The organism is Streptomyces sp. NPDC006733 (genome assembly GCF_040636125.1).
GTDB lineage: Bacteria > Actinomycetota > Actinomycetes > Streptomycetales > Streptomycetaceae > Actinacidiphila.
Genome location: NZ_JBEYJD010000001.1, coordinates 164506 through 179373, shown reverse-complemented (window position 1 = coordinate 179373; position 14868 = coordinate 164506). Strand labels below are relative to the sequence as shown.

At 72.3% G+C, this 14868-nt stretch carries 15 protein-coding genes; 5 read left to right on the top strand and 10 right to left on the bottom strand.

Annotated features, from left to right (window positions below; genetic code table 11):
• The first annotated feature begins 109 nt into the window (after positions 1 to 109).
• The 3 genes from ABZ721_RS00800 to ABZ721_RS00790 all read left to right on the top strand — a co-directional run bounded on the left by ABZ721_RS00800 (position 110) and on the right by ABZ721_RS00790 (position 3280).
• A complete protein-coding gene (locus ABZ721_RS00800) occupies positions 110 to 766 on the top strand; it encodes a bifunctional DNA primase/polymerase (protein ID WP_358786362.1) in 657 nt (218 codons plus the stop codon).
• Positions 767 to 887: 121 nt separating this feature from the next.
• Positions 888 to 1640, top strand: a complete 753-nt coding sequence (locus ABZ721_RS00795) for an ABC transporter ATP-binding protein (RefSeq protein WP_358786361.1) — start codon at positions 888 to 890, stop codon at positions 1638 to 1640.
• Positions 1637 to 3280 (top strand): transporter, encoded by a 1644-nt coding sequence (locus tag ABZ721_RS00790; RefSeq protein ID WP_358786360.1) that lies wholly within the window; start codon positions 1637 to 1639, stop codon positions 3278 to 3280. Before ABZ721_RS00795 ends, ABZ721_RS00790 begins: the two co-directional genes overlap by 4 nt.
• A 25-nt stretch (positions 3281 to 3305) precedes the next feature.
• Here ABZ721_RS00790 and ABZ721_RS00785 read toward each other — a convergent pair whose 3' ends face one another.
• From ABZ721_RS00785 to ABZ721_RS00740, 10 genes are all read right to left on the bottom strand, one after another.
• Positions 3306 to 6317 (bottom strand): BTAD domain-containing putative transcriptional regulator, encoded by a 3012-nt coding sequence (locus ABZ721_RS00785; protein ID WP_358786359.1) that lies wholly within the window; start codon positions 6315 to 6317, stop codon positions 3306 to 3308.
• A gap of 149 nt (positions 6318 to 6466) precedes the next feature.
• Positions 6467 to 6925 carry a pilus assembly protein TadG-related protein gene (locus ABZ721_RS00780; RefSeq protein ID WP_358786358.1) on the bottom strand — a complete coding sequence of 153 codons (459 nt, stop codon included), beginning with the start codon at positions 6923 to 6925 and terminating at the stop codon, positions 6467 to 6469.
• Complete coding sequence (locus ABZ721_RS00775; RefSeq protein ID WP_358786632.1) at positions 6922 to 7302, bottom strand: TadE/TadG family type IV pilus assembly protein; 381 nt, start codon at positions 7300 to 7302, stop codon at positions 6922 to 6924. The genes ABZ721_RS00780 and ABZ721_RS00775 overlap by 4 nt, the downstream gene beginning before the upstream one ends.
• A 124-nt stretch (positions 7303 to 7426) precedes the next feature.
• Positions 7427 to 7900, bottom strand: coding sequence for a TadE family protein (locus tag ABZ721_RS00770; protein WP_358786357.1), 474 nt, complete (start codon positions 7898 to 7900; stop codon positions 7427 to 7429).
• Positions 7901 to 7941: 41 nt separating this feature from the next.
• The gene (locus ABZ721_RS00765) at positions 7942 to 8190 is read right to left on the bottom strand and encodes a hypothetical protein (RefSeq protein WP_358786356.1); all 249 of its coding nucleotides are present in this window, start codon (positions 8188 to 8190) and stop codon (positions 7942 to 7944) included.
• A gap of 34 nt (positions 8191 to 8224) precedes the next feature.
• Positions 8225 to 9130: a type II secretion system F family protein gene (locus ABZ721_RS00760; RefSeq protein ID WP_358786355.1), complete on the bottom strand. Its 906-nt coding sequence runs from the start codon at positions 9128 to 9130 to the stop codon at positions 8225 to 8227.
• Positions 9127 to 10017 carry a type II secretion system F family protein gene (locus tag ABZ721_RS00755; protein WP_358786631.1) on the bottom strand — a complete coding sequence of 297 codons (891 nt, stop codon included), beginning with the start codon at positions 10015 to 10017 and terminating at the stop codon, positions 9127 to 9129. The genes ABZ721_RS00760 and ABZ721_RS00755 overlap by 4 nt, the downstream gene beginning before the upstream one ends.
• Positions 10017 to 11324, bottom strand: coding sequence for an ATPase, T2SS/T4P/T4SS family (locus ABZ721_RS00750; protein WP_358786354.1), 1308 nt, complete (start codon positions 11322 to 11324; stop codon positions 10017 to 10019). Before ABZ721_RS00750 ends, ABZ721_RS00755 begins: the two co-directional genes overlap by 1 nt.
• A complete protein-coding gene (locus ABZ721_RS00745; RefSeq protein WP_358786353.1) occupies positions 11321 to 12121 on the bottom strand; it encodes a hypothetical protein in 801 nt (266 codons plus the stop codon). Before ABZ721_RS00745 ends, ABZ721_RS00750 begins: the two co-directional genes overlap by 4 nt.
• 8 nt (positions 12122 to 12129) lie before the next feature.
• Positions 12130 to 12789 carry a hypothetical protein gene (locus tag ABZ721_RS00740; RefSeq protein ID WP_358786352.1) on the bottom strand — a complete coding sequence of 220 codons (660 nt, stop codon included), beginning with the start codon at positions 12787 to 12789 and terminating at the stop codon, positions 12130 to 12132.
• A 414-nt stretch (positions 12790 to 13203) separates the two neighbouring features.
• Between ABZ721_RS00740 and ABZ721_RS00735 the strand changes: the two genes are divergently transcribed.
• Together ABZ721_RS00735 and ABZ721_RS00730 are read left to right on the top strand one after the other, a co-directional pair.
• Positions 13204 to 13851, top strand: a complete 648-nt coding sequence (locus ABZ721_RS00735; protein WP_358786351.1) for a hypothetical protein — start codon at positions 13204 to 13206, stop codon at positions 13849 to 13851.
• The gene (locus ABZ721_RS00730) at positions 13836 to 14846 is read left to right on the top strand and encodes a hypothetical protein (RefSeq protein ID WP_358786350.1); all 1011 of its coding nucleotides are present in this window, start codon (positions 13836 to 13838) and stop codon (positions 14844 to 14846) included. The genes ABZ721_RS00735 and ABZ721_RS00730 overlap by 16 nt, the downstream gene beginning before the upstream one ends.
• Positions 14847 to 14868 lie beyond the last annotated feature (22 nt).

The window sequence follows — 14868 nt, the reverse complement described above, 5'->3', positions numbered from 1 at the left end:
GCATCCGGACCCCCGTCCCCGCACGCGCCCCCCGCCTTACACCCGTGCGCCCGCGATGAGCCTCGGCCCCACCCCGTAACCCTTGGTGACCGGCGTAGTTGTGCAGCGCGTGGAAGACACCATCGGAGCCCCCCCGCAGCAGCTCACCGACCAACTGCTCGACACAGCGGTCCGATACGCGGAGGAGCGGCACTGGGACGTGCTGCCCGGCTCCTGGCTGGAGGACGACGGCGGCGGGACGCGCTGCTCGTGCGCCTCCCCCGCCTGCCCGGCACCCGGCGCGCACCCGACCCGCCCCGACTGGCCGACGCAGGCCAGCGGCAGCGCCGTCGCGGTGCGCCGGATGTGGTCGAAGCAGCCGCGGGCGTCCATCCTGCTGCCGACCGGACGCACCTTCGACGCGATCGACGTCCCCGAGGTGGCCGGCTGCCTCGCCCTCGCCCGCATGGAGCGCATGGAGCTGCCGCTCGGCCCGGTGCTCTGCACCCCCAACCGGCGGCTGGTCTTCCTGGTGCTGCCCGGCGCCTCGGTCAAGGTGCCCGACCTGCTGCGCAAGCTGGGCTGGCCGCCCGCCTCCCTGGACCTCGTGGTCCGCGGCGAGGGCGACTTCATCGCCTCCCCGCCCACCCGCACCGGCACCGGCGGCTCCGTGCAGTGGGCGCGCCAGCCCACCGCCCTCAACCGCTGGCTCCCGGACGTGGAGGAGCTGCTGAGCCCGCTGGCGTACGCGTGCGGCCGCGAGGCGGCGGCGAGCCGGGCCCGCTAACGGGCCGAACGGCCTGCTTTAGGCTTCCCCGTGGATCAGCGGTCTCCACGGGGAAGGACGGCGCAACGTGCCGAAGACATTCGAGCCGGAAGCACCGGGCGCTCCTGGCCAGGAGTACGCCGTGAGCGTCCACAGCCTGTGGAAGAGCTTCGGCGAGCAGGTGGCCGTCGCGGGCATCGACCTCGAACTCCCGGCCGGGCGGTTCATCGGACTGGTCGGCCCGAACGGCGCCGGCAAGACCACCACGCTGTCGATGGTCACCGGCCTGCTCCGCCCCGACGACGGCACCGTCCTGATCACCGGCCATGACGTCTGGGCCGACCCCGTCGCCGTGAAGTCCCGGATCGGCGTGCTCCCGGAGGGGCTGCGGCTCTTCGAACGCCTGTCGGGCCGGGAACTGCTGGCGTACACCGGCCGGTTGCGCGGCCTGCCCGGCGCGGAGGTGGACAAGCGCGCCGCGCAGCTGCTCGACGTCCTCGACCTCTCCGCCGCACAGAACAAACTGGTCGTCGACTACTCGACCGGCATGCGCAAGAAGATCGGGCTGGCCGCGGCCCTGCTCCACAACCCCGAAGTGCTCTTCCTCGACGAGCCGTTCGAAGGCGTCGACCCGGTCTCCGCGCAGGTCATCCGGGGTGTCCTGGAGCGCTACACGCGCTCGGGCGCCACCGTGGTCTTCTCCTCGCACGTCATGGAGCTCGTGGAGAGCCTCTGCGACTGGGTCGCGGTCATGGCCGCCGGCCGCATCGTCGCGCAGGGCCCGCTCGCCGAGGTCCGGGGCGGGGCGGCCTCCCTCCAGGACGCGTTCCTGTCGCTCGTCGGCGCCACCGAACGCGGCGGCCAGGATCTCGACTGGCTGGGGGGCGCACGATGAGCGCGCCCGCCGGCGACCCCGCCCGGTCCACTGCCCCGCCCACCGCCACGCCCGACGACCCCTCCATCACCCCGGTCTTCATCCGCCTCAAGCTCGCCATCATCCGCAACGGGCTGCGGCAGTCCACCGGCCGCACCGTCGGCTGGATCGTGGGCGTCGTCTTCGCGCTGCTGTACGCGCTGGCCATGGGCGCCGGGATGATCGCGCTGCGCGGCAGCGAGTACGGTCCGGCGGCGGCCGTCGGGCTCGCCGTCGTCCTCCTCATCGGCTGGGCCGTCATGCCGCTGTTCCTCTTCGGCGGCGACGACACCCTCGACCCCACCCGCCTCGCCATGCTGCCGCTGCGCCCGCGGCCGCTGATCACCGCGCTGCTGATCTCCTCGCTGCTGGGCGTGGGGCCGGTCTTCACGGTCGTCGTGACGGCGGGCGCGGTCTCGGCGCTGGCGGGCAACGCGGTCTCCATCGCGGTCGCGGTGCTCGCCGTCACCCTCGTGCTGCTGCTGTGCGTGGCACTGTCGCGCGCCGTCGCCGCCGCCAACACGCGCCTGCTCACCAGCCGCAAGGGGCGCGACCTCGCGCTGCTCAGCGGCCTGTTCGTGGCGGTCGGCGCGCAGCTCGTCAACCTCGGCGCCAGCTCGCTGGCCTCGAACGACGGCCTGGAGCGCGTCAAGTCGCTCGCCTCCGTGCTCCGCTGGCTGCCGCCGGCCCCCGCGATCGACGCGGTCCGGGCGGCGGCCGAGGGCTCCTACGGGCTCGCCGCCGCCGAACTCCTCTATGTCGCGGCCGTGCTGGCGCTGGTACTGCGCTGGTGGCACCACAGCCTGTACCGGCTGATGGTCACGCCCGACGCCTCCACCCTCCAGGCCGCGGAGAAGGAGGCCGGCACCGGCGGCGGCCGGCTGGCCGGGCTGCTGCCGGGCGGCCGCACCGGCACCGTCATGGAGCGCCAGTTCCGCTACGCCTGGCGCGACCCGCGCTCCAAGGCGGCCTGGGCGACGGCGCTGGCCGTCGGCCTGCTGCTGCCGATCGTGGCCGCCGTCCAGCACGGCAGCGTCTACTCGGCGTGCTGGGCGGCGGGGCTGCTCGGCATGCAGATGTACAACCAGTTCGGCGTCGACGGCTCCGCCTTCTGGACCGTCGCGTCCACCATCTCCACCCGCGCCGACGCCCACGCGGAACTGCGCGCCCGCGCGCTCGCCCTGTCGACCGTGGCCGTCCCGTACGTCACGGTCGTCACCATCGGCGCGGCCCTGCTCCTCGGCCGCCCGGACGCGATCCCGGAGACGCTGGGCCTGTCGTTCGCCCTGCTGGGCGCCCTCATCGCCGCCGGCGCCTTCGCCAGCGTCCGCTTCCCGTACGCCCTCCCCCAGGACAACCCGTTCGGCAGCTCGGCCCCCGGTCAGGGCGGCCTCGCCGCCATCAGCCTCTTCGGCGGCGGCCTCACGGGCGCCGCCTGCTGCCTCCCGCTGGCGGGCCTGACGATCTACCTCCACCTGGCCGGCCACCACGCCTACCTCTGGCTGCTGCTCCCCCTGGGCGCCGCCTACGCCGTCGCCGTCGCGGCGGCTTCCCTCCGCTTCACGGCCCCCCGCCTCCTGGGCCGCCTCCCGGAGATCCTGGCGGCGGTGTCGAAGGGCTGAGCCGGGGGCGGTGGTCAGGATCCGCCTAGTTGGCGATGCTGCCGCGCCAGGTGGGGAGGAGTTCGTCCAGCAGGGCCTCCACGCGGGGCGGCAGGCCCCGGGCGGCGCCGTTCAGGGAGTGGTTGCGGGCCAGGAGGGACTCCGCGGCCGCTTCGAGGCGGGCGGGGTCGCCGGTGGCGTGCGTGGCGTGCAGGAGGGCCAGCCAGAGGCGCTCGTCGGAACCGGTGACCGCCAGGGCGGTCTGCACGGCCGCCACGGCCGCCTTCGGCTTGCCCGCGTCGAGGTGCAGGCCGGCCAGCGCGAGGGCCACCTCGGCGACGAGGACGGGGTGCTGGGCGTCCACGATCTCGTGGGCGAGCCACCCGTAGCGGCCCGGGGTGCGGTCCTCCAGGAGGGAGCCGCGGGCCAGGGCGAGGGCGTCGGCCAGCAGGCGGCGGCGCGTCTGCGGGTCGTCGGCGCCGGGGCCCTCCAAGGCCGCGTGGTGCAGCGTCTGCAGGACGTCCCAGTCGGAGACGACCGTGCTGGACAGCACCAGGCGGCCGGTGTCGTCGAACGACATCCGCGACGAGCCGTCGGGGTCGGTGCCCAGCCAGTCCCGCAGCCGGTCGATGAGCGCGTCGCGCACGTCGTCCGTGACGCCGCGCGGCCAGAGCGCGGACGCCAGGACGCGCGGGTGGACGCCCTCGCGGTGCAGCAGGAGCAGCGCCAGCGCCTCGTGCAGCAGCAGGCTGCGCCCGGCCTCCGGGGTCTGCAGGCCGATGAGCTCGAACGGGCCGAGGAGGCGCGCGTACACCCCGGGTCGTCCCTGGTCGGTGAGGTCGACCATGAACGGCGGTACGGAGGCGGACGGTTCGCCGTCCGGGTCGGCCGCCGCGAACAGCCCGAGGATCGCCTGGTACTGCGCGGCCGGGAGCAGCTGCGCCTCCAGGTCCAGGCCGAGCAGCGGGGCGAGCAGCCGGCCCGCCGGGGTGACCTCGAGCGCCCAGGCGGCGCCCGGCAGGTCGTCGCGGGCCGACGCGACGAGGTAGCCGATGCCCAGCCGGCCGGAGTCGGCCGCGAGTTCGGCGAGCCGGTCGGCCTCCTCCTCGGTGGGCTCGGTGGCGATCAGGACCAGGTGCGGGGAGCGCTGGGTGTGCTGGGCGTTGCCGGTCCTGCCGGTCAGGACGTTGTCCTGGCCGGCGGTCCGCAGGGCGCCGGAGCGCTGCGCGGTCTCGGCGGCCATCGTCTCGATGACCTCCGGGACGTCCGCGAGGTGCCGGATCCTGGCCGGCGCGAGGGCGGTGAGGTCCTCGGCGAAGCCCACGAGCGTCACCGTCATCCGGTCCGACCAGCCGTTGGTGGCCAGTTCGGCGGCGACGGAGGCGAGCACCGCCTCGCGGTCGGCGCGGGCGCCGGTCAGCGACACGATGCCGGGCACCGCTTCGAGGTTGAGCAGCAGCCGGGCGCCGTCGAGGGTGCCGAGGGCCGCGAGGCCCGGGTAGGGGGCGCTGGCGGCGACGTCCGCGTCGGCGGGCAGGTCCGCCCGGTCCAGCCGCCAGAACGTCTGGTCCTGGCCGAGCTGCCAGGGCGCGGGCGGCTGGCCCTCGGGCCAGGCCAGCTGCAGGTGCAGCGCCTCGTCGGTGAGCCACGCCGCGTAGACCGTGGGCAGCTTGCCGCCGTCCGACGCGAGCCGCGCGGACAGGGCGCGCAGCGCGCGGTCGAGGAAGGCGACGGTGTCGGCGTCCGCGCCGATCCGCAGCGCGTCGGACGCGTCGGCCTCGGGGCCGGTGGGGGTGCGCGGCGTGCGCACCCGGCCCGCGGTGACCGACTGCCACAGCGCGGTGCGGCGGCGCCTGCCCAGCGCGGCCAGCAGGCCCGCCGCCAGCAGCGGGGCGCCGATGAGCGCCTCGGGCAGGCCGAAGCCGTGCCCGAAGCCGTGGGACGCGGACGGCGCGGCCACGGCCGGCGCCGGCTCGGCGTGGGCGGGCGTCTGGGCCGGGGTCTGGGCCGGGGTCTGGGCGGGAGCCTGTGCGGGGGCTTGGGCCGGAGTCTGGGCGGGCGTCTGGGCCGGGGTCTGCGCGGGCGTCTGGGCGGGCGTCCGGGCCGGTGCCGTCTGCGCCGCGTGCGCGCCCTCGGCCTTCGTGTCCTTGGCCCCGCCGCGCTCCGCGTAGTGCTGCACGTCGGGGGCGGGCTTCGGCGCCGCGACGGGCATCTCCACGAGGTCGCCGCCGCGCGCGTCGGCGGGCATCTCCATGATCCAGCCGGGCCGGATCAGGCTCGCCTTGGAGAGCTTCGAACCGTCGGGCTGCGCCCGGTCCTTGTTCAGCTGGTAGATCTCGTTGTAGCGGCGGCCGTCGCCGAGGTGGCGTTCCGCTATCTCCCACAGCGAGTCGTGGTGCCGGCCCTCGGGCGGCTGGATCCGGTAGAACTTCGTCGCCGCCTCGGCGGCCTTCGCGGCGGCGGCCGCATCCGGCGTCACCGTCGTGGGGGCAGCGCCACCGCCCCCCTGCTGCTGCGCACCGGCGGCGCTCTGCTGGTGCTGCTGCACCTGCCCCGGCGTCTGCTGAGCGGTCACGGCCGGGCCGCCGCGATGCGGCTGGTCGTTCAGGTTCCCGAGCTGCGCGAGCCCCGGCGTGAGGCTGGCGGCGCCCGCGCCGATCAGCAGCAGCGCCGCGATCAACTGGCGCGCCAGCAGCTGGCTAGGCCCGGACGCGGGCACCCGCGAGGGCATGCCGATCCCGCTGATCGCGGCCTTCGTCTCCACGATCACGCACGCGGCGAACTGCGCCCACGCCAGCCAGACCACGACCGCCAGCACGTTGATGAACGTGTCCGTCGTGATCGGCTCCCGCAGCACGTCCATCGAGAAGTTGTCGGGGAACGGCGAGCCGACGAGGTTCAGCAGCGCGAGCGGCACCCCCGCCACCAGGACGGCGAGCGCGAGGAAAGCCGTGAGCGCCCGGACGACGTCCCCGAACGTGCGGCGGCGCCGGGGCGGCTGCGGCCGGCCCGGTTGCGCCGGTTGGGCCGGTCGCCGGCTGGCGGTCGTGCGTGCCATGGGCTCGTTCCTCTGCCTTCTGCCATCGGTGGTGCGGTGGACGGGGACGTGGGGCGTGTGCTGGCTGGGGCCGGTGCGTGTGCGTGGTGCGTGGTGCGTGCTGCGTGTGCCTGCGAGTGTGCGTGTGCGTGTGGCTGGTGCGGGACGCGTCAGCCGGTGGCGACCTCGGCCGCCGCCGTTCCGCGGACCGTGAAGTCCTTGCTGTAGAAGAAACCGGTCAGGGTGGGACTGTAGGTGAGCTGGATCCGCACCTCTACATGCTGGTCGGTTGTCCTGGCCATGTCGCAGCCGGAGGCGGCGGCGTCGGCGATGCTGAGCCCGGACTGCCGCGCGAAGTCCCGGACCCGGGCGTCGCAGTTCGCGGTGTTGATGCGCGGCGCGGTTCCGGCTGGCGCGTTCCGCAGCGCCTCCACGTCGATGTCCTGGGCCGCGTAGCGGGCCGCCTGCTCGGCGATGTCCGCCGCCCGCTCGCGCTTGTGGATCGACAGGCCGCCGTCCACGACGAAGGCGGCGAGCGTCATGAACACCAGGGCGAACATGAGCACGGCCGCGGTGCCGGAACCGCGATCGTCGCGCGCGGCGTTCCACCGCGCCTTCAGCCGGGTCACGGTGCCGCCCTCCGGTACGGGTCGAGCGGCGAGGCGCTCCTGGCGGTGATCGTGTTGGTGATGTCGAGCCCCAGGATCCCGAACCCGCGGATCTTGCAGCTCACCTCGACGGCGAAGGTCTTGCCCGCCTCGAAGCCCGCGCTGGTCTTGGTGACCGTGGGGTGGCCGATGCAGGTGTCCTTGAGGTCCGCCTCGGCCGCGGCCTGGGCCTGGCTCATCGCCGTCCCGCCGTTGCGCTGCAGCGAGCCGGCTCGGGCGGCGTCGCGGGCGGCGCCGTCCACGGCGCCGCGGCCGTCGACCAGCTGCCCGAAGGCGACCAGGACGAGGATGAACAGGATCATGACCGGCGCGAGGATCACCACCTCGATGGTGGAGATCCCCTGGTCACCGGGTCGATCGGGCCGATCGGGACCATCGGTTCGGAGGACCCTGTTCCGGAGGGCTCTGCCTCGGAGGTCCCACCAGTCCTGCCTGTTCAGCAACCGACTACGCATACCGGCCTCAGCCCCCGATGTCCGGTACGAAGCGTTCGATCGGACCCTGCGACTGCTCGTTCACCGTGAACGTCATCCCCGGGAAGACCGTCGGCACGGTCGCCGTCACCCGCACCCCCACGGTGTTGTTGGCGGGTCCGGACGACGTCACCGTCGGCCCTTCCAGCAGGTTCGGCCCGAGCTGCGCGATGTAGCTCAGCGCCGTCGACCTCGCCTTCGCCTGCCAGCCGCCGGGGTTGGCGTCCGCCTCGGCCCGCGCCTTGCGGGCGCCCGCCTGGGCGGCGGCCTGCGCGACGTGGTCGGCGAAGTAGAAGAGCCCGAACTGGACGGTCGCGAAGATCATGAAGAAGAGCACGGGGGTCAGGAAGACGAACTCGATCGCGGTCATGCCGCTGTCCCCGGCGGGGCTGCTGCCCACACCGCTGTCGCCGCGGGCGGCGTCCAGCCTGCGGCGTACGAAAGACCCTGATCGGGTGCTCATCGACCTGTTCCCCGTTGTCATGTCACTGTTCGCGGTCGGGCCTACTTGCAGGTACCGGTGTCCGTGGTCCCGGAGATGCAGTTGCCGACGTCGGTGGCCTTGCCCTTGAGCGCGTTGTTGATCAGTGCGGCGACCACGCCGACGATCGTCACCACCACCGCCGAGATGATGACCCACTCCACGGCGGAGGCGCCGCGCGAGGTCTCCTCGGCTCGGGCACGCTGCACGCGCCCCTGGACGAACGTGACGAGGAAGGCGATCGCGGGGTGACTGACGGGCAAACGGTTCATGGTTCAAGTCCTCTCGACTCGGTGACTACGTGGATCAGACTTTGAAAACGCGCATTGCGGCGGGGAAGATCAGGAACACCAGGAAGCCCGCACAGAGCAACAGCTGTGCCACGAGCATCGACTGCGACTTCTCGCCTGCCCCGCCCTCGATCTCGGCAAGCTCCCGGTGCCGCATGGTCTCCGCGCGCGAGGCGAGCGACTCACGCACCTTCGCCCCGTCGTCGGCGACCAGTCCCAGGGTCACCGACAGGTCCTTCAGCTCCTCGACCCCCAGCTCGTCGCCGAGCCGCCCCAGGGCGATCCACTGGCTCGTACCGGTGATCCGCGCGTCCGCGAGGGCGTTGCGGATGCGCAGCAGCGCCCAGCCGTCGCCGATCTCGGCGGCGGCCATGAGCGCCTCCGGCAGGCCGCGGCCCCCGGCGAGGTTCATGGAGACGAGGTCCAGGTAGGCGCCGATGACGCGCCGCAGGTCGCGGCGCTTGTCGACGGCGTCGCGCCGGACTTCCACGTCCGGCAGGAAGAAGAAGAGCCCGCCGAAGAGCAGCGCCATCCAGAGCGGGATGACCGGGTTGCTGCCGACGCCGAGCTGCCAGGCGATCGCGAACAGGAAGGGGCCGAAGAAGACGCCGACCGCGGACAGCATCACCTTCGTGGCGAGGAAGTTGTCCCAGCTGCGGTCGAGCACGGCGAGGTCCGCCCGCAGCGAGCGCTGTTCCCAGCCCTGCTGCAGGTAGAAGGCGGAGACGCGCTGGCCGATCCGCCCCTTGAGGTCGGTGGCGCGGGGCGCGGGGCCGTTCGACGGGCCGGCCGCGCGCAGCGCGTCGATCTGCGCGACGGTCGCGACGGCGCCCCGGCGGTTCGGGATCAGCGCCCGGACGAGGGCGAAGATGCCGAGGCCGGCGATGGCGCCGACGGTCACGGTCAGGAAGATGCTGTTCACCGGGCTCCCATCTCGTGCCGCTCGGGTGCGTTCGTCAGGAACCGTTCCGGCGTCTCGATCTTCGACAGGTTGCGCAGCCACCAGAACCCGGCGGCGAACAGCGCGCACACGACGCCCAGCACCAGCTGGCCGACGGCCGTCCCGTACGGCTCGACGAAGCTCCGGTTGAAGATCGCCAGGCCCAGGACGAAGGTCACCGACACGACGATGACGATCTGCACGCTGCGCCGGGTGCTCGCGCGCTGCGCCATGACGCGCTGGCGCATGTCGACCTCCTCGCGGGCGGATTTGGCGAGGGCGCCCAGGACCTCGCGCAGGCCGGGGCCGCGGAGCCGGGAGTTGAGGATGAGGGCCGCGATGATGATGTCGGCGGAGGCGTCGTCGATCTCGTCGGCGAGGTGCTGCAGCGCCTCCGGCAGCGGCGTACGCGACCGCAGCCGGTCGACGAGCGCCTCCAGGTGGGCGCGCAGCGCGGGTGCGGCGGCCCGGGCGGAGGCCGGGATGGCCTGCTCCAGGCCGACGGCCCCGGCGATGGTGTCGCGCAGCGACTCGGTCCAGGCGGCGAGCGCCTCGACGCGCTTCATGGCCGAGCGCTCCTCCGCGGCGCCGCCGAAGAGCCGGTCCCAGGTGAAGACGAGGATGCCGGTGGCGGCGCCCATCACCATCCAGCGGGTCAGCGCCAGGACGACGAGTCCGCCGCCGATGGCCAGCGAGCCGCGGGTGGAGAGGAAGCGGGCCACTTCGGCGGCGCGCTTGCCGCTGTCCTTCGAGGCGCCCGGCTTGGGCGCCCAGCCGCGCAGCGCGATGACGAACAGCGCGATGCCGCCGCCGACGGCCGCGCCGGCCAGCAGTCCGTACAGCACGGGCAGGGAGAACACACCGGTCATCATCGCCACACCCCCGAGGGCTGGTAGCCGTTGGCGAGGAGTTCGTCCAGGCAGGACAGGGGCGCGTGCGGGTAGGCCCGCCCGTCCTGACCTTCCGCGAAGACCTCGCTGGACAGGACACGGCCGTCGATGCCGTTGACCTCCCGGATGGACGTGACGACACGGCGCAGGGTGCCGCCGCGTTCGAAGTCGTTGCGGCGCTGCACGAAGACGACGAAGTCGATGGCACCCGCGACGAGCATCTGGGACGCCTCGACGGGCAGCCGCTCCTTCGCCTGGAGGGCGTACGTCGAGATGCGGTTGAAGACCTCGGCGGAGCTGTTGGCGTGGATCGTGGAGAGCGAGCCGTCGTTGCCCTGCGACATCGCGTTGAGCATGGTGACGATCTCGTCGCCGAGCACCTCACCGACGATGACGCGGGACGGGTTCATACGCAGCGACCGCCGCACCAGCTCGGCCATGGAGATCATGCCCTGGCCCTCGGAGTTGGGCAGCCGCTCCTCGAACGCCACGACGTTCGGGTGCAGCTCGGGGAACTGGTCGAGGCCGAGTTCCAACGCCCGCTCGACGGTGATCAGGCGCTCGGTCGGCCCGATGACGTTGGCGAGCGCGCGCAGCAGCGTCGTCTTCCCGGCGTTGGTGGCGCCCGCGATCATGATGTTCTTGCGGGCGAGCACGGCGGCGCTCAGGAACGAGTGCAGCTCCGGGGTGAGCGTGTTGTTGCCGACCAGGTCGGAGAGGAAGACCTTGCCGAGCCGGGCGCGACGGATGGAGAGCGCGGGGCGGCGCGTGACGTCCATGACGGCGGACAGACGCGAGCCGTCCGGGAGCCGCAGGTCGAGCTGCGGGTTGGCCGAGTCGAAGGGGCGCGACGACAGGCCGGAGTACGCGCCGAGCACCTGGATGAGCTCGATGAGCTCCTCGTCGGACTCGGCCACCGGGTCGGCGCGCAGCTCGCGGCCGTCCGAGTACCCGACGAAGACCTGGTCGCAGCCGTTGATGTCGATGTTCTCGACCTCGGGGTCGTCGAGCAGCGGCTGCAGCCGCCCGACGCCGAACAGCGCGGCGTGCACGGCCGCCGCGTACGCCTCCTCCGCCTCCGCGTTGGGCGGGGTGCGGCCGAGGTTGATCTCGGCGCGGGCGTAGTCCTCCAGGATCTGCGCGATGACGGCGCGGGCGAACTGCCGCTCGTCCTCGGGGGACATCGCGGGGACGCCCGACACCTGGTCGAGGCGGCGCTGCTCGGATATGCGGTCGCCGGCGTCCTGCCGGAACCGCTTGACGAGCTGGTGGTCCATCGCGGTCATCGAATGACCCCGTACCGGTGCGGCACGTCGGCGGTGATCTGCCGGGCCGAACGGATCAGGAGCGACTTGTCGAGACGGCCGCGGCGGCGGCCGGCCAGCTGCTCGGCGCCCGCCGGGTCGTGCGCGAGCGTGCCGACGACGCGGGCGGCGATCTGCGAGGCGACGAGCATGTCGTTGACCTGGCTGACGATACGGGCGCTCTGTCCGGGTTCGGCCACCAGCAGCACGCCGATCGGCGGGAACCCGAGCGCGGCCCCGCCGCGCTGCGAACCGTGCAGCTTGGCGGAGAGCGCCGCGGCACGGTCCCGCACGCGGGCGAGCTGCTCGGGCTCGGTGCGGGAGACCAGCAGGACGAGCGCGGCGTGCGAGAAGAGCTCCAGCGAGGGCGAGTCGGCGCCGATCCGGCCGCAGTCGGCGAGCACGTCGGCCGAGCCGTTCGGCGACTCGGCGAGCGTGGCGAACGCCCGGCCCAGCGTCGGCCACAGGCCGACGAGCCCGGCCGCCTGCTCGGACCCGCCGAGCCCGACGACGACGTCGAGGCCGCCGGCCAGCGGCTGCGCGTGGTCCCACAGCTGTTCCGCGGCCAGCCCCCGGCGGGCCGTCGCGGCCAGCGAGAGCATGCCGGTGTTCGGGTCGAGCACGCCGCCGTGCGCGGCCTGGCTGCGGTAGACGAGGTCACCGCCGGACGGGTCCGCCTCGACGAGCAGCGCGCGACGGGGCCAGACGGCGGCGAGGGCGACGGCCGTCGTCGTCACGCCGGGTGATCCCTTGTCCGCGGCGATCGCGATCAGTGCCATGGCGGGCCTCAGCCCTTGCTGGCGGGTACGAGCACGAGCGAGACCTCGCCGGCGGACGCCGCCAGCGTCAGCGGGCCGGCGTCGCTCTGATCCACGATGATCGAGTACGCGGCGCCACTGCTGCTGAGCGAGTCCGACGTACCGTTCGGCACGGCCTTGATCTTGGCGTTGTCGGCGAGCAGCGTGTTCCCCCCGCCGGAATTGCCGGAGTTGCCCGCGGCGGGCTTCGCGGCGTCATTGCCGACGCGGTAGACGGCGACCGTGTCGCCGACCTTCAACCCCTCGGGGAACTGACCGCCCTTGAGGGAGAGCCCGATGACCGCTTTGCCGTCCTTGAGCAGGTTTTCGCCCTGGGTGAGCATGGAGCCGACGAGCACGCTGCCCTTGGTGATGTCGGTGGAGGTCCGATAGTCGCCCAACAGGCCCTTCTTGCCCCACTCGACATAGTCAATACCCGAACCATCGGCGACCTCGACCTCCCGAATCGCCGAATCCGGAATTCTCTCTCCGGCAGGCACGGGCTCCGTGATCTCGATCGCCGATATCCGGTCTCCGGCGCGCATCACCAGCAGCGTCGCACCCAGCGCCCCGACGAGGATGAGCAGCACCGCCAGCGCGGCCAGCGCGGGCTTCCGCTCCCGCGGCGCGACCGGCAGCCGCTCACCCATCGGCCCACCCATCGCCGGTCCGGGCGCAGACGGCCTACCACCACTGCCACCTGCAGCGGAACGTTCCCTGATCTTCACGTCGATAGCCCCCGTCGAGCTGGCGTGCTTGGACTCCCGGCAGCATGGGGAGAGGTCGTCGCGCTCCGGATGGCGACAGCCCGCAGGCCGGTGTCAAGTCACCGCACGCTATCAGCGCCACATAAACGCCCTCAAGGCGCGTCGTGTGACAGGAGACTCACAAAACCGCTACAGGACTGTCAGTGATCATCCAGAGGTCAACGGCTTCCGCGCAGGAATGTGACACCAACGTGCGGACCCGGTCACAGAACGGGCAGGGTCCCTATAACCGCTCGGCCATCACGGGTAGCGTCGAGCCCCAACGCTCTGTCCGCGCATCACACGGGGGACCCCATCGTGACCCGCAGCACGCCGCCCATCGCCGCCGCTCTCGTCATGGCCACGGCCCTGGCCCTGACCGCCTGCGGCAGCGACGACAAACCCTCCACCACCATCCCCGGCGCCCAAACCACCCCCCCGACCACAGCCCCCACCACGACCCCCGCCGCGCCGGAACCAGGCGCCCCGACGTTCAAGCTGCCGGCCGATGTGAAGGTCGAGACCACCGGATTCGAGAGCTCGGACGCCGCGAAGAAGGCGGTACTGCGGGACAGCTCCTTCGCCATGACCTCATGGGTCGAGGCCAAGGCCAGCGGAAACGGGAAGAGCCCGAACCTCAAGCGCTACTTCACCGGGCTCCAGGGTGCCGAACTCGGCGACTCGGTCATCAAATTCGGCAAGAGCGGAATGACCGTCACCGGGATCTACCGCTACTACCAGCCGACGGTGCAGATCACCGGCAAGGACAAGGCGACCGTGCTGCTCTGCGAGGACCAGAGCAAGGCGTTCTCGAAGAACCGCAAGACGGGCAAGGCCGTAGCGACGACCCCGTCCCTTGCCGACTTCAGCCGATGGAACATGGTCCTGTCGAAGAACACGGCGGGCGATTGGCAGGTGCTCAACTACACCTACACGGAGGGTGTGAAGGAATGCCGCAACAGCTGAAGTCGCGCTACAAGTACGGCATCGCCGGTCTGGCCGCGTGCCTGACCGTCCTCGCCACGACAGTGTCACCCGCCCTGGCCAAGGACACGTTGCCGCCCACGCCCGGACACACCGAACCCACCAACACCGTGATCAAGTCCCAGGTCAAGTGGTCCGGCAGCAGCAACGGCGAGGAAGCCCAGCCCATCGCCTCCGCCGACTCGAACTGGGTCGCTCCGCCGTGCTGGTACGAGCCCTTCTACACCCCGGAAGAGTTCGACGCGTATCTCATGGCCAAGTACACCGAAGCCGGACATAGCGGTGCGGATACGGTCTACGACTACTACTACCAAATACGGTCGCAAATGGAGGCAATCCACTACCACAAGGGCGATAAGGGTACGTGGTGGTTGCTCGTGCAGAACGACCATCTCCCGCCCGGCTCCCCCTTGTGCCAGGCAACGCCTTCCTGGCAGTGGATCGGGCCGGCCAATCCCCCCACCGGTCCCGTCATCACCGCTGAAATGCTCTCCAAAGCCGCCTACGGCGCCACCAAGTTGCCCTCGCGCAAGGTGACTCTGAGCCCGGCTGCGGCGAGCCAGAAGGTCAACCTCCCCACCTTCATCAAGTTCGACGATCCCGTGGACCCTGTCTGGGTGACCGCCGCTCTGCCGGCGGTGAACCTCGCCGCCACCGTGGTCGCCGTCCCCTCGGCGCTGCACATCGAGGCCGGGACCCAGTACGCGGACCCGCAGTCCTGCGACTACGCCTTCACCAAGGTAGGTGCCGCCTACCAGGTCGACAGCTCCGGTTCGGCGTGCAACATCACGTACCGGAAGGCCACCACCGGCGGTGGCGGATACGCCCTCAGGGCCCGCATCACCTGGACCGTCAGCTGGACCCCGACCGCCACGCCCCAGATCGGCGCGGGGCAGCGGTTGCCGGACGGCTACTCGACCTTCGACCAGCCCGTCGCCGTCCAGGAGATCCAGACGGTCGTCAAACCGACCTCCTAGCCCCTCAGGGCGAGGTGAAGCC

Coding starts and splice junctions, on each gene's coding strand:
- ABZ721_RS00750 (WP_358786354.1), bottom strand. CDS start 11,324: ATGACCGCGATGGACCACCAGCTCGTCAAGCGGTTCCGGCAGGACGCC.
- ABZ721_RS00755 (WP_358786631.1), bottom strand. CDS start 10,017: ATGACCGGTGTGTTCTCCCTGCCCGTGCTGTACGGACTGCTGGCCGGC.
- ABZ721_RS00790 (WP_358786360.1), top strand. CDS start 1,637: ATGAGCGCGCCCGCCGGCGACCCCGCCCGGTCCACTGCCCCGCCCACC.
- ABZ721_RS00730 (WP_358786350.1), top strand. CDS start 13,836: ATGCCGCAACAGCTGAAGTCGCGCTACAAGTACGGCATCGCCGGTCTG.
- ABZ721_RS00785 (WP_358786359.1), bottom strand. CDS start 6,317: ATGGCACGCACGACCGCCAGCCGGCGACCGGCCCAACCGGCGCAACCG.
- ABZ721_RS00770 (WP_358786357.1), bottom strand. CDS start 7,900: ATGAGCACCCGATCAGGGTCTTTCGTACGCCGCAGGCTGGACGCCGCC.
- ABZ721_RS00745 (WP_358786353.1), bottom strand. CDS start 12,121: ATGGCACTGATCGCGATCGCCGCGGACAAGGGATCACCCGGCGTGACG.
- ABZ721_RS00740 (WP_358786352.1), bottom strand. CDS start 12,789: ATGGGTGAGCGGCTGCCGGTCGCGCCGCGGGAGCGGAAGCCCGCGCTG.
- ABZ721_RS00765 (WP_358786356.1), bottom strand. CDS start 8,190: ATGAACCGTTTGCCCGTCAGTCACCCCGCGATCGCCTTCCTCGTCACG.